This is a genomic window from Nostocoides australiense Ben110 (assembly GCF_001050535.1).
GTDB classification, from domain to species: Bacteria; Actinomycetota; Actinomycetes; order Actinomycetales; family Dermatophilaceae; genus Nostocoides_A; species Nostocoides_A australiense.
The window spans coordinates 711,686-724,231 of the sequence record NZ_HG764815.1 but is presented as its reverse complement, the minus strand read 5'-3'; the positions used below and the strand labels follow the sequence as shown (position 1 = coordinate 724,231).

14 protein-coding genes and 1 tRNA gene are annotated in these 12,546 nt (G+C 68.6%); 5 read left to right on the top strand and 10 right to left on the bottom strand.

The window, feature by feature from the left end; genetic code table 11:
• Nucleotides 1-298: 298 nt before the first annotated feature.
• The 6 genes from BN11_RS03425 to BN11_RS03400 form a co-directional block, all read right to left on the bottom strand.
• Nucleotides 299-754 carry a hypothetical protein gene (locus tag BN11_RS03425; RefSeq protein WP_157043956.1) on the bottom strand — a complete coding sequence of 152 codons (456 nt, stop codon included), beginning with the start codon at nt 752-754 and terminating at the stop codon, nt 299-301.
• Nucleotides 755-902: 148 nt separating this feature from the next.
• Nucleotides 903-1,625 carry a 50S ribosomal protein L1 gene (rplA, locus tag BN11_RS03420; RefSeq protein ID WP_048694496.1) on the bottom strand — a complete coding sequence of 241 codons (723 nt, stop codon included), beginning with the start codon at nt 1,623-1,625 and terminating at the stop codon, nt 903-905.
• Between the two features lie 106 nt (nt 1,626-1,731).
• Nucleotides 1,732-2,163: a 50S ribosomal protein L11 gene (gene rplK, locus BN11_RS03415; protein WP_048694494.1), complete on the bottom strand. Its 432-nt coding sequence runs from the start codon at nt 2,161-2,163 to the stop codon at nt 1,732-1,734.
• Between the two features lie 258 nt (nt 2,164-2,421).
• Nucleotides 2,422-3,408 carry a transcription termination/antitermination protein NusG gene (gene nusG / locus BN11_RS03410; protein ID WP_053083995.1) on the bottom strand — a complete coding sequence of 329 codons (987 nt, stop codon included), beginning with the start codon at nt 3,406-3,408 and terminating at the stop codon, nt 2,422-2,424.
• A 49-nt stretch (nt 3,409-3,457) separates the two neighbouring features.
• The gene (gene secE / locus BN11_RS03405) at nt 3,458-3,712 is read right to left on the bottom strand and encodes a preprotein translocase subunit SecE (protein WP_083433954.1); all 255 of its coding nucleotides are present in this window, start codon (nt 3,710-3,712) and stop codon (nt 3,458-3,460) included.
• 71 nt (nt 3,713-3,783) lie between these two features.
• A tRNA-Trp gene (locus BN11_RS03400) sits at nt 3,784-3,856 on the bottom strand.
• A 137-nt stretch (nt 3,857-3,993) separates the two neighbouring features.
• Here BN11_RS03400 and BN11_RS03395 point away from each other — a divergent pair.
• From BN11_RS03395 to BN11_RS03375, 5 genes are all read left to right on the top strand, one after another.
• On the top strand, nt 3,994-5,319 hold the full coding sequence (locus BN11_RS03395) for a PLP-dependent aminotransferase family protein (protein ID WP_048694489.1): 1,326 nt from the start codon (nt 3,994-3,996) through the stop codon (nt 5,317-5,319).
• Nucleotides 5,320-5,388: 69 nt separating this feature from the next.
• On the top strand, nt 5,389-5,901 hold the full coding sequence (locus tag BN11_RS03390; RefSeq protein WP_048694485.1) for a DUF5709 domain-containing protein: 513 nt from the start codon (nt 5,389-5,391) through the stop codon (nt 5,899-5,901).
• A gap of 14 nt (nt 5,902-5,915) precedes the next feature.
• Complete coding sequence (locus tag BN11_RS03385) at nt 5,916-6,968, top strand: adenosine deaminase (RefSeq protein WP_048694482.1); 1,053 nt, start codon at nt 5,916-5,918, stop codon at nt 6,966-6,968.
• Between the two features lie 63 nt (nt 6,969-7,031).
• Nucleotides 7,032-8,054: a TIGR03557 family F420-dependent LLM class oxidoreductase gene (locus BN11_RS03380; protein ID WP_048694478.1), complete on the top strand. Its 1,023-nt coding sequence runs from the start codon at nt 7,032-7,034 to the stop codon at nt 8,052-8,054.
• Between the two features lie 48 nt (nt 8,055-8,102).
• A complete protein-coding gene (locus BN11_RS03375) occupies nt 8,103-8,714 on the top strand; it encodes a hemerythrin domain-containing protein (protein WP_048694474.1) in 612 nt (203 codons plus the stop codon).
• On the opposite strand, the gene BN11_RS03370 is transcribed toward BN11_RS03375, so the two are convergent.
• From BN11_RS03370 to BN11_RS25005, 4 genes are all read right to left on the bottom strand, one after another.
• Entirely contained in the window at nt 8,711-9,664 is a 954-nt protein-coding gene (locus tag BN11_RS03370) for a tyrosine/phenylalanine carboxypeptidase domain-containing protein (protein WP_235435586.1), read from the bottom strand. The two genes, BN11_RS03375 and BN11_RS03370, sit on opposite strands and share 4 nt — an antisense overlap.
• A gap of 124 nt (nt 9,665-9,788) precedes the next feature.
• On the bottom strand, nt 9,789-10,394 hold the full coding sequence (locus BN11_RS21630) for an N-formylglutamate amidohydrolase (RefSeq protein ID WP_235435585.1): 606 nt from the start codon (nt 10,392-10,394) through the stop codon (nt 9,789-9,791).
• A gap of 236 nt (nt 10,395-10,630) precedes the next feature.
• Complete coding sequence (locus tag BN11_RS25010) at nt 10,631-11,665, bottom strand: thiamine pyrophosphate-dependent enzyme (RefSeq protein ID WP_235435343.1); 1,035 nt, start codon at nt 11,663-11,665, stop codon at nt 10,631-10,633.
• Nucleotides 11,641-12,288: a thiamine pyrophosphate-binding protein gene (locus BN11_RS25005; protein WP_235435342.1), complete on the bottom strand. Its 648-nt coding sequence runs from the start codon at nt 12,286-12,288 to the stop codon at nt 11,641-11,643. Before BN11_RS25005 ends, BN11_RS25010 begins: the two co-directional genes overlap by 25 nt.
• Nucleotides 12,289-12,546 lie beyond the last annotated feature (258 nt).

The window sequence follows — 12,546 nt, the reverse complement described above, 5'->3', positions numbered from 1 at the left end:
CGGCCGCGAGGGCCGCGGCCAGGGACGTGGTGCGCTTGGCAGGCATGGGAAGTTCCCCCTTGTGATCGTGCCGGCGGACGCCGGATGGTCATGTCCTACTTTAGGTGCGGCACGTCTGTGCCGCTCGGGGCGGGACGGTCGGTGTGACGCCCGCCTCGTCCCCGAGGTTCCGTCCCCTGTCAACTGCTGGTGCTGCTGCTGGGGTTTCGGCCCGACATGAGATCGCTCATCGTCGCGACTTCCGAGGCCGGAGGGGCCGTGACGTCGACCGGTTCGCCCCATGTGGAGTAGGTCATCGTCATGATGTCCTGCTTGCCGCCCTTAGCCACTTCTTGCCGCCCGGCATATCCGGCATCCCGCCCATGAACAGCCTCTCCCCCACCTTGCGGATTTCGAAGTTCTGGCCGCCCAAGTCGCCGGAGAGGGCGAAGTCCATCGTTGCCATGTCGATGTCCATCGACATCGTGCCCGAGCTGTCGTCCGCGATTTCGGCGTGCGCCGTCTTGGCTGCCTTGAGAGCCGCCTGGGTCCGCTTCCCCAGTTCCATCGCGTCGATCGTGTCGCCGACCTTGACATCGACGTTGCCCGGCGCAGCGCTATTCGTTCCGTCGCTGCTGCTGGCGCCGGACGCTGTCGCGCCGGTGGCCACAGATGTGGTGGCGCGGTCCGTGCTGGCCGCGGCGGAGGTTCCGGTCGAGTTGCCCTCTCCGCAAGCAGTGAGGCTGAGTGCCGCGGCGGCAACGGCGGCGGTCATGGTGCTGATTCGCTTGGCCGACATCGATATCCCCGTAGTCGTGTGCGTGAGACTCACGATAGTGCGGACCCAAAGATGTGGGGCGCCGCAGCCCCGGCGAGCGCGGGGCTCACCGGGGCTGCAGACGGTATGGGCAGTGCCCGCCAGGTCAGGCGGTGGCGTCGGCCTCGTCCTCGAGCAGACCGCGGGTCTTGGTCGCGTCGAGCGGGATGCCGGGACCCATCGTGGTCGACATGGTCGCCTTGAGCAGGAATCGGCCCTTGGAGGCGGACGGCTTCAGCCGCAGCACCTCATCCAGCGCCGCCGCGTAGTTCTCCACCAGCTTGGTGTCGTCGAAGGACGTCTTGCCGATGATGAAGTGCAGGTTGGCGTGCTTGTCGTTGCGGAACTCGATCTTGCCGCCCTTGATGTCGGTGACGGCCTTGCCGGTGTCCATCGTGACGGTGCCGGTCTTCGGGTTCGGCATCAGGCCGCGGGGGCCCAGCACCTTGCCGAGTCGGCCGACCTTGCCCATCAGGTCCGGGGTGGCGACGACGGCGTCGAAGTCGAGCCAGCCGCCCGAGACCTTCTCGATCATGTCGTCGGAGCCGACGTAGTCGGCACCGGCGGCGCGAGCGGCCTCGGCCTTGTCGCCATTGGCGAAGACGAGGACGCGGGCGGTCTTGCCGGTGCCGTGGGGCAGGTTGACCGTGCCGCGGACCAGCTGGTCGGCCTTGCGGGGGTCGATGCCGAGCCGGAAGGCCACCTCGACGGTCGCGTCGTACTTGGTGGTCGAGGTCTCCTTGGCCAGGCGCACGGCCTCGAGCGGGGAGTAGAGCTTGTCGCGGTCGATCTTCTCGGCCGACGCCTGGTAGGACTTGGAGCGCTGCATTTTGTTCCTCCTGAGGTGGTGAACGAGGTTGTGGTGACGGGCCGCAGCGGCCCTCCCACACCGCATACCGCCTGATCAGGCGTATGCGGAGTTGGTGGTGAGCTTTCTACAGCTCGGTGGTGATGCCCATGGAGCGGGCGGTGCCGGCGATGATGCGCATCGCCATGTCGATGTCGTTGGCGTTGAGGTCCTGCATCTTCTGCTCGGCGATCTCGCGCACCTGGTCCTTGGTCAGCTTGGCGACCTTGGTCTTGTGCGGCTCACCGGAACCCTTGGCGACGCCCGCGGCCTTCTTGATCAGTTCGGCGGCCGGCGGGGTCTTGGTGATGAAGGTGAAGGAGCGGTCCTCGTAGACCGTGATCTCGACGGGGATCACGTTGCCGCGCTGGGCTTCCGTCGCGGCGTTGTAGGCCTTGACGAACTCCATGATGTTGACGCCGTGCTGACCGAGCGCGGGACCCACGGGCGGGGCGGGCGTGGCCGCGCCGGCCTGGATCTGCAGCTTGATGAAGCCGGCGACCTTCTTCTTGGGAGGCATTCCCTTATTCCTTTGTTCGTGGGCCTACGCCGTGGGCGATGACCCGGTTGCATGTGCTCGCGGGCGGAAAAGCACGCGAGCCGGTTCATTGTCGCTGGCGTGAGCCAGCCCAGGCAAACCGGGCGAGCGGAGCGAGCCGTTGGTTTGTCGGGATCAGAGAGATCAGGGCGAGCGCGATGAGCCCTCTGTAGTGGGGGCACGTGGCGGAGCCCCGTGGGATGTAGTTGTTTTGGGGGGCACGGGGCGGAGCCCCGTGGGTTACAGCTTGGCGACCTGGCTGAAGCTGAGCTCGACCGGGGTCTCCCGGCCGAAGATCGAGACGAGCACCTTGAGCTTCTGGGTGTCGGGGTTGATCTCGGAGATCGTCGCCGGCATGGTCTCGAAGGGGCCGTCCATGACGGTGACCGACTCGCCGACCTCGAAGTCGACGATGGTGGCGGTGCCGCCCGTGGCGCCGCCCTGGGCGGCCGGGGTCCCCGCGGCGGCCGCGGCCTTGGGTGTCTCCAGGTCGGCCGGGGCCAGCATGGTGAAGACCTCGTCGAGGTTCAGCGGCACGGGCGAGTGCGCGTTGCCGACGAAACCGGTCACGCCGGGGGTATGCCGCACGGCGCCCCAGGACTCGTCCGTCAGATCCATGCGGACCAGGACGTAGCCGGGCATCCGCACGCGGTTGACCTGCTTCTTCTGGCCGTTCTTGATCTCGGTGACGGTCTCCATGGGGACCTGCACCTCGAAGATGTAGTCCTCCATGTTGAGCGAGGTCATGCGGGTCTCGAGGTTGTGCTTGACCCGGTTCTCGTAGCCGGCGTAGGAGTGGATGACATACCAGTTGCCGAACTTGCCGGCCAGGTCGTCCTTGAACGCCTGCACCGGGTCCTCGGGGAGGGCGTCGCCGTCGGTCGCGATGTCCTCGGCTTCGTCGGTCGCAATGTCCTCGGCGTCGGAGCCGACGTCCTCGGTGCCGTCGGCCACGGCGTCCACGCTCGCGTCCGCCGGTTGCTCATCCGCGGGGGCCTCATCGGCCTCGTCGGCCTCGTGAGCCTCGTCGGCCTCGTCGGCCTCGTCGGCCTCGTCGGCCTCGGCCACGATGTCCTCGTCGGCCTCGATCACGGTGCCCTCGTCCACGGTGCCCTCGTCGGCGAGGTCCTCGTCGCCGTCGATCGCCTCGACGGTCTCGGTCGGCCCGTCCTCGGCGGGCGCGAGGTCCGCGGCGGCGTCGTCGGCCTCGGTCCACTCCTGGGGCATGCTCTTATTTCCTCACGTTTGGTTCGGTGCGGTCGTATTGGGGGCGCGCTCAGCCGCCGAAGACCCAGTCGACCAGCTTGGTGAAGCCGAAGTCCAGGCCCGCGGTCAGCGCCATCATCACCGTCACGAAGACGATGACGACCAGGGTGTAGTTGATCAGCTCCGACTTGGTCGGGCGCACGACCTTGCGCAGTTCGTCGAGGATCTGCTTGACGAACAGGCGCAGGCGTGCGACGAGACCCGCCTTGGCCTCGCCCTTGGCGGGCTGGCTCGAGCTGCGCGCGGGGGCGCCGAGGTCGGTCACGGTCACTGCTTCTTTCGGGCGGGGATGTAGGGACGCTGGACTCACCGGTGGCGAGCGGTGTCACGCATACGCAGGGCAGGAGGGACTCGAACCCCCAACCGCCGGTTTTGGAGACCGGTGCTCTACCAATTGAGCCACTGCCCTAGGGAAACGCGCGGGTTGAGGCGAGCGTTCCCAGCCGGTGACGATGGGCATGCTCACGCACGGCCACGATCGGCACCGAGGGAACAGCATACCGGCGTTTTGGGACGACAGGAAACTCGATTGCCGTCGGTGGGAGGATGCGGAGCGTGAGCGCAGTCGACAACCGGCCCCTGTCCGACCTCTCCCCCGCGGAACTGAACGATTTCCTCGCGGCCAAGCGCGCGGCATACCAAGCCCTGCAAGGACGCGGACTCAAGCTCGACCTGACGCGCGGCAAGCCGTCGGCGGCGCAGCTCGACCTGGCCGACGGGCTGCTGAAGCTGCCGACGAGCATCAGCGATGCCGACGGTGTCGACGTGCGCAACTACGGCGGGCTGACCGGCATCCGGCAGATCCGGGAGATCTTCGCCGAGCTGCTGTGGGTGGAGCCGGAGCAGGTGATCGCGGGCGGCAACTCCAGCCTGACGATGATGCACGACTGCCTGGTGCAGATGCTGTTGCACGGGCCGGTCGATGGGCAGCCGTGGGTGGGGCAGCCGATCAAGTTCGTCTGCCCGGTGCCCGGGTATGACCGGCACTTCACGATGCTTGCGTCCTACGGCATCGAGATGCTGCCGGTGCCGATGGAGGCCGACGGGCCGGATGTCGCGGCGATCGAGGCGCTCGTCAAGGATGATCCGATGGTCAAGGGCATGTGGATCGTCCCGACCTATGCCAACCCGGTCGGGTCGACGATCTCGCACGAGAAGGCTGCGTTGCTGGCGGCGATGCCGACGGCGGCCGCCGATTTCAAGATCTTCTGGGACAACGCCTACGCCTTCCATCACCTGACGGAGGAGGAGGCCAAGAGCGAGGACATCATCTCGCTGTGCTCGGCCGCCGGGAACCCGAACCGGCCGATCATGTTCGCCTCGACGTCGAAGATCACGTATGCCGGGGCGGGGGTCGCGGTGCTCGCCGCGAGTTCGGCGAATGTCGGCTGGTATCAGAAGCACTATCAGTACGCCTCGATCGGGCCGGACAAGGTGAACCAGCTGCGGCACGTGCAGTTCTTCACCAACGCTCAGGGCGTGCGCGACCACATGGTCAAGCACCGCGAGATCCTGGCGCCGAAGTTCGCGGCCGTCGACGCCGCACTGACGGCCGAACTCGCCGGGCTGGGGGTCGCGGAGTGGACCAAACCGACCGGCGGTTACTTCGTCAACCTCGACGTCGTCGACGGCACCGCCGGACGCGTGGTGCAGCTGGCCAAGGAGGCCGGGATCGTCCTGACGCCGGCCGGCGCGTCCTTCCCGCACGGGCACGACCCGCGCGATCGCAATATCCGCCTCGCCCCGTCCTTCCCCGTGCTCGAAGAGGTCGAGACGGCGATGGCGGGCGTCGCGACCTGCGTGGCCCTGGCCGCGGCGGAGGAGCTGAGCGGGCGGCATACCGCCAGCGCGAGCACCCCCGAGGGCCACTGAGGGCCGACGTCTCGCAGACCACACACTCCTGTGGCTGATGTGACGGCGCGGGGTGATTAGGATTCCGGTATGTCGGAGCAGAACGAAGGAATCAACGACGATTTCGGCACCTACAGCCTCGACGACGAGGATCAACTCCAGCCGGAGGACACCCTCATCGACGACGGTGTTGAGGACGTGCTGGACCGGGGTTACTCCCCTGCCGACACCGACCGCGGCTCCCGCGCCTTCGGCGTGACCGCCGAGGAGCAGAGCGAGCACGAGACGATCGACCAGCGGATCCGGCAGGAAGTCCCCGACCCCAACTCGGCCTACGGAGCGCCCTACCACGAGTCGGTGCTCGACGAGGAGTTCGTCGGCGGCGACGACCCGGATCACATTGCGGCCGAAGACGATTGGCTCGGCGACGAAGAGGTCGGCGATGTGCGCGCCGGCCGGCTGGTGGCGCCCGATCAGGGCGGCTCGGGGGACCATGACCACGAGATGATCGGCTCGGACGTCGGCATCGACGGGGCCGGGGCGTCGGCCGAGGAGGCCGCAATGCACATCATCAGCGGGGACGACCTGAGGTACGAGGACTGAACGCCGGGCGCGACCTGGCGGCGCTGCCGAAGGCGCACCTGCACCTGCACTTCACCGGCTCGCTCCGGCTGTCCACGCTCGTGGAACTCGCTGGGGCACACGGCATTCGGCTCCCCCACGCGTTGACGGGCGAGTGGCCGCCACAGCTGGCGAGCGTGCAGGACGAACGTGGCTGGTTCCGCTTCCAACGGCTGTATGACGCCGCTCGCGCCTGCGTGCGGGGCGAGGCGGACATGCGGCGGCTGGTGCGTGAGGCGTCGTTGGACGACGCTGCCGAGGGCTCGCGGTGGCTGGAGTTGCAGGTGGACCCCACGTCGTATGCGCCGTATGTCGGCGGTCTGACGCCGGCGCTGGAGATCGTGCTCGACGAGGCGGCTGCCGTTTCTCGCGAGGGCGGCGCACCGATGGGAATCATGGTGGCGGCCAGCCGGATTCGCCACCCGCTGGATGCCCGCACGCTCGCGCGGCTGGCCGCCCGGTATGCCGGGTCCGGGCCCGGCACGGTGGTCGGGTTCGGGTTGAGCAACGACGAACGCCGCGGCGACACAACGGAATTCGCAGTCGCCTTCGACATCGCCCGCAAAGCTGGGCTCGCCCTCATGCCGCACGCGGGTGAGTTGCTCGGACCGACTGCCGTCGAGGAGACGCTGGATGCCTTGCGCCCCAACCGGATCGGGCACGGGGTGCGGTCAGTGGAGGATCCGCGGGTGGTGGAGCGGTTGGCGAACGACGGTGTGGCGCTGGAGGTCTGCCCCGGCAGCAATGTCGCGCTCGGGGTCTACCGGGAGGCCGACGAGGTGCCGGTGCGCACCCTGCTCCGCGCTGGCATACCCATTGCCCTGGGGGCCGACGACCCCCTGCTGTTCGGCTCCCGGCTCGTGGATCAATACGCGTTAGCCCGCGACGAGCTCGGCTTCTCCGACCAGGAACTCGCCGAACTGGCCCGCGGGTCGATCCGCGCCTCATACGCCCCGCAGGACATCAAGGCCGCCGCCCTCGGGGACATCGACGCCTGGCTCGCGACCGGTCCGCCGGCGGGCTCGGACGCACCTCACCCTCAGGGGTGAGAAACGAATCGGGTTGCCCGCCAACGGCGCTGGGTCCGGGCACGCGGCCGTACTGTTCGGGACATGACCCAGTTCGGATACTTCCTCTCGAGCGAGGAGTACACCCCGGCGGAGCTGATCGAGCAGGCACGACTGGCCGAGGAGGCCGGTTTCGATGCGCTGTGGATCAGTGACCACTTCCATCCCTGGACCGACGCGCAGGGGCAGTCGCCCTTCGTCTGGTCGATGATCGGGGCCATCAGCCAGGTCTGCGATCTGCCGGTGACCACGGCCGTCACCTGCCCCACGGTGCGGACCCATCCGGCGATCATCGCCCAGGCCGCAGCGACCAGCGCGGCACTCCTCGGCCCGGGCCGTTTCCGCCTCGGTCTCGGCACCGGCGAAGCGCTCAACGAGCACATCACGGGCGAGGTGTGGCCGCACGCGCAGCAGCGGCTGGACATGCTCGAGGAGGCGATCGCGGTGATCCGCGAACTGTGGACCGGCGAGGTCGTCTCGCACGAGGGCCGCTTCTACACCGTCGACACGGCACGCATCTACACCCTTCCCAGCGAGCCGATCCCGATCTACGTCAGCGCTTTCGGGCCCAAGGCCCTCGACCTCGTGTGCGATGTCGCCGACGGCTTCATCACGACCCAGCCGGATGCTGACAGCGTCAAGACCTTCAAGAAGGCCAAGGGCGCCGGCGCCCCCACCCAGGCGGGGTTCAAGGTCGCATGGGGGCCGTCACGCGACGAGGCGATCGACGCGGCATACCGGCTGTGGCCCAACAGCGGCGTGCCGGGAGAACTGGCGCAGGTCCTTCCCAGCCCGCAGCATTTCGAACAGGCGGCGAAGCTGGTCACCCGGGAGAAGTTCGCCGAGCAGGGCGCCTTCGGGCCCGACCCCGACGATCACATTGCTGCCTTCGCCCCGTATGTGGAGGCCGGTTTCGACGAGATCTATGTGGCGAACATGGGCCCGCACTATGACGAGCTGATGTCCGCCTACGGCGAGAGCGTCCTCCCGCAGTTGCGGACGCGCAAGGGCAAGCGCGCCGCGGCGAAGAAGACGACCGCTAAGCGGTCGTCACGCTCCAAGCGCTGACATCATCACTCACGACGCTCCCACAACCAGCCCCCCAGGAGTAGTGCCATGACCTACGACATCCCCCGTCCCACCGGCGGCGACATCGTCGAACTGATCCTCGACGATCACCGTCTTTTCGAGGACCTGCTGCGCGAATGCCGGCGAGACGACCGCGATCGCGCCGCCGCCCGCGAGGCGCTCGCGGAACTGCTCGTCGCGCACGCCGAAGCCGAAGAGGCCGAGGTCTACCCGAAACTGCACAGCAAGCGGGCCATCACCGCCCACGAGGAGGAGCACGGCGAGGAGGAACACGCCGAAATCACCGAGGCGCTGCTCGCCTTCGTGGAGGCCACGGGCACCGACACGCAGAAATACGAGGACGCCCTCGAAAAGTTGGCCAAGGTCGTCAACCACCACTCCTGCGAGGAGGAGCTGACCATCCTCAACCCGGCGCGCGACGAGGTCTCCGACAGCGTGCGACATGACGTCGGCGTCGCGTGGGCGACCATGCGGAACACGCTCTTGGAGAACGGTTGTGCCTCTCGGGACCAGGTTGCGGCGCTGCTGCGCAAGGCCGAGAAGGAGGGGGCCATCCCGCCGCCCGCCGTGCGCGAGAGGCAGGAGGCCATCGAAGAGGACGCGAAGAAGCGGGCCGACGCGCTGGCCGAGGATGCCTAAAGGTCCGGGGCCCCCTGAGGTCCGAGGACGCCTAAAGGTCCGCCGACCACTGGCCCCAGTGTCAGCCGGTGGCCAGCGCGCGGTTGTCGATCGAGACGCCCTTCGGCGCGGAGGTGGGCGAGCAGGTCGACCAGCCCGCGCAGGTAGATCGCGTCCTTGGTCATGCCGCCCGCGCGGAAGACGCGCATGACCGTCGTGAAGGCATTGCCCGGCGGTATGCCGCCGCTCACCAGAGCTTCGTGTGCCTCGTGGAAGCTGGCGCCCGCCACGCGCCGGTCGACGGTGAGCACGCGCGATGCCAACTGCCGCAACCGGAATGCCGTCAAGCCGCCGCAGGCGATCTCGGCGACAACTGCCAGGCCCTCCTGGGTCTCGTCATAGCCGGCGAGCCCGGTGCCGAGCACCTTGATCGGCTGTGCGGCACCGTTGACCTGCGTGACGAGGTGGGTGCCGACCTCGTGATGGATGAGCGCGGCGGCGCGGCGTTGCTGCACGGCCGAGTCGGGCCCGATGAGCAAGGTGTCGCCCGAGACCATGACCCCCACGGCGTCGGGACGGATCTCCGCGTGCATCTCGATGTCGGGGTCTTGCTCCCGATAGTGCGCGATTTCCTCTTGTGCGAGAAGGAGAAAGGCTTCGGCGTCCAGGGCCGAGCCTGCCGACTCGGCCGCGAGTACCGCGGCGAGCACCTGCTCGGCCTGCGCGCGCAGCTTCGGCGAGACGCTGCCATACAGCTCGATCGACAACCCGAGGAAGTCCTCGCTGTCGCGCGCCCGGAGCATTTCGACCTGCAACTCCAACTCGCGGTGCTTGGCGCGCAACAGGTGACCGAGGGTGAGGTTCTCGACGTTCGTGACGTCGATGGCCGCGAGTTGGGCGGCGGTGACGTCCGGGTCGGCGTCGAGTTCGCGATAGGTAAACTGCGGGTCGGGTGCGCTGCGTCGAGGTATGCCGCGCGCGCCTCGTCGGCGTCGACCGGGGCCACTTCGAGCAAGAAGCGCATGCCGGAGGAAAGGTGAGCCAGGGCGTGGTCGACGGCCAGGTCGGTGGGGCTGAGTTCGACGGCGGGAGATGTCACGGCAGCCGGTCCAGCTCGGTTTCGATGCCCGGCAGGGGTGCGGCGAGATTCGCTGTCGCGCAGGCGATCTTCTGCTCGTCAGGCACTCCGGTCCATTCGTCCATGAAGGTCTTCTCGAACTCCAGGGCCAACACGCAGCCGACGCGGGGATAGCGGTCGTGGACCCACCACGCCAGCTGCCGGCCCTCGAACTTGACGTTCTCCCGCACGTCCACGGGTCCGCAGCCGAGCGACGGGTCCGCGAGGTCGGTCATGAAGCGCTCGATCAGCGGGCCGAAGCGGCTGCGGTCGACCGACCCGGTGCCGACATTGACCTCCGGATTGTCGGCCACCGGCTCCGGTGGCGCGTCGGCACCGTGGCGTCGGTGGTTGTCGGAGTGGACGTCGAGCAGCACGAACGGACTGCGCATAGCGACCGGGTCCAGGCGGTCCGCCAGCTGCTCGTAGAAGGTGTCCCAGATCGTGAGGCAGCCGCGGAAGAGTTCGTCGTCGAGGACCTCGTCGCGCCAGGTCTCCAGTCCCCACGCGTCCGCGGGGGTCCGATAGACCGCCTCGCGACGCGGGCGGTTGAGGTCGACCTCGAAGCGGGATCGGCGGGTGATGACCCGGCTGTCGACGGCATCCGCGATGCGGTCGTGAAGGGGTCTTCCTCCGAGAACCGGTCCGCCTCCGGGAGCACCATGGCGGCCGCAAGATCGGGCGTACGTCGTGCCCCGCGTGCACCGAGGCGGCCACGATCCGGCCAGTCCACGGGTCTATGAATGCGACCACCTCGTCGTGCCTCATGGCCCTTTTGTACCGCCCGGGCAGCCCAGCGGGCTGCTATGACCTGGTGCTTCTAGGGGATGCTCACGGGAGGGACCATGCGCCTCGGCCGGGGCCGCAGCGCCGCCACGTCGACCTCGATGACGGTCGGGCCCGGCCGGCCCACGGCCTTCTTCAGCGCCTTGTCGAACTCCGCGGCGCTGGCGATCAACTTGTGCCGCAGCCCGAACGCCGCGGACAGCGCCGCGAAGTCCGGGGTGTGCAGGTCGACCCCGCGACGGGTCCGGCCGCCGGCCTCCTGCAGATTGCGCAGCACGCCGTAGCCGCCGTCGTTGAAGAGCACGACGGTGACATCCGGCTGCTCCGCGGCGAGCACGGCCAGCTCCCCGAGATGCACGGCCAGGCCGCCGTCGCCGATCATAGCGAGCACCCGGTCGTCGGGCCGGGCGATCGCGGCACCGATGGCCATGGCCAGGCCCTGACCGATGCCGCCGCCGGCGGCGTACACATTGTCCGTGGGGTCGAAGACGGGCAGCAGCCGGTTGCCCCAGGAACTGCCGGGGATCGTGACATCGCGAACGATGGGGGAGTTGCGCGGTAGCCGGTTGCGTATGGCGTCACAGATGTCGGAGTAGGCGCCGATGTCCGCCCTGTGTGCGGCCCGGGCGGCGCCCGCGGCCGCGCTGATCCGGTCAGTCCACGCCGCGTCCGTCTCGACGTCGCCCAATGCCGCGAGCAGCGCCGGCACGGCCCGCGACGCCTCGGCGCGCACGCCGACGGCGACCGGGTAGTTGCGGCCGATCGCCTGCTCGTCGACATCGATCTGGATGTGCGTGCTCGGCAGGGGCAGCTCGAAGTTGCGAGTCTCGTTGGCGCGCAGATGACTTCCGATGGTCAGGAGGCAGTCGGCGTCCTCGATCAACTCCGCCAGTGCGTCGTGTGTGGCGAAGTTGCCCACACACTGGGGGTGGTCCTCCGGCACAGCGCCGCGTCCGTTGGCTCCCGTCAATACGCCCGCTCCCCACGCCTGCGTCAACGCGGCGAGGGGTGCACCGACCCGGCGCGCTCCGCCGCCGGCCCAGATCAACGGCCGCTTGGCCTGACGCATGACCGCAGCCGCCCGTTCGATGTCGCGGCGGGGGCGGTGTACTGCAGGTCGATGGGCCAGTCGACGCTGACCGGTCCTTGCGGTGGCGTCAGCAGTCGTTGGACGGCGTCGGTCAGGACGGCGCGAGCCTGGCGTGCGGTCTGGATTCGCAGCGCCTGGGCCGATACCGCATCGAGCATCTGCAACTGCCTCGGCACCTCGTGATAAGCGCCGCGGTGCTCGCCGAGCAGGTCGGCGTCGATATTGCCGGTCACGTGCAGGACCCGGCTCTGCGCGGTCAGCGCTTCGAGCATGGACCCGGCGGCATTACCGGCGCCGGTCCCGGTCGAGGTGAGGGCGACCCCGACGCCGCCGCTCGCGCGGGCATAACCGTCGGCCGCGTTGACAGCTGCCGCCTCGTGACGCATCGGGACGAACCGCAGATCGCGGTCGACGGCCTCGACGAGCGGCAGGTTGTGGATGCTGACGACCCCGAACGCCGCATGGACGCCCGCCTCGCGCAGCACGCCGACGAGGATGTCGCCGCCGGTCCGCGCGGGGGCGGTCAGGTCGCTCGTCGGCGCTTCGTGGGTCTCGGTCGTCGTATGCCGCTTCGGCGCCTTTCCCTGATCCCGTTTGCCCATCCCGCGCGGGTCCTCAGTCCTCGAGCTCCTCGTCCTGGTCGTGGGAGCACCTGGGGCACGTGCAGTCCGTGCACTCGCAGTCGTTGCAGCTGCATCCCACCTCGCAGTTGGGACAGTCACAGGCGTTGAGGGCCGTGGTCTGATCGGTCATCGCTTCGTGCATTGCGTCGTTCATCGAGCCTCCTCCGCTGGCGGCGACCGCTGCGTCGCCGTGCGTCGAGTCTGACAGCCAGAGAGCGGAAAGTGTCCGCCACCGCC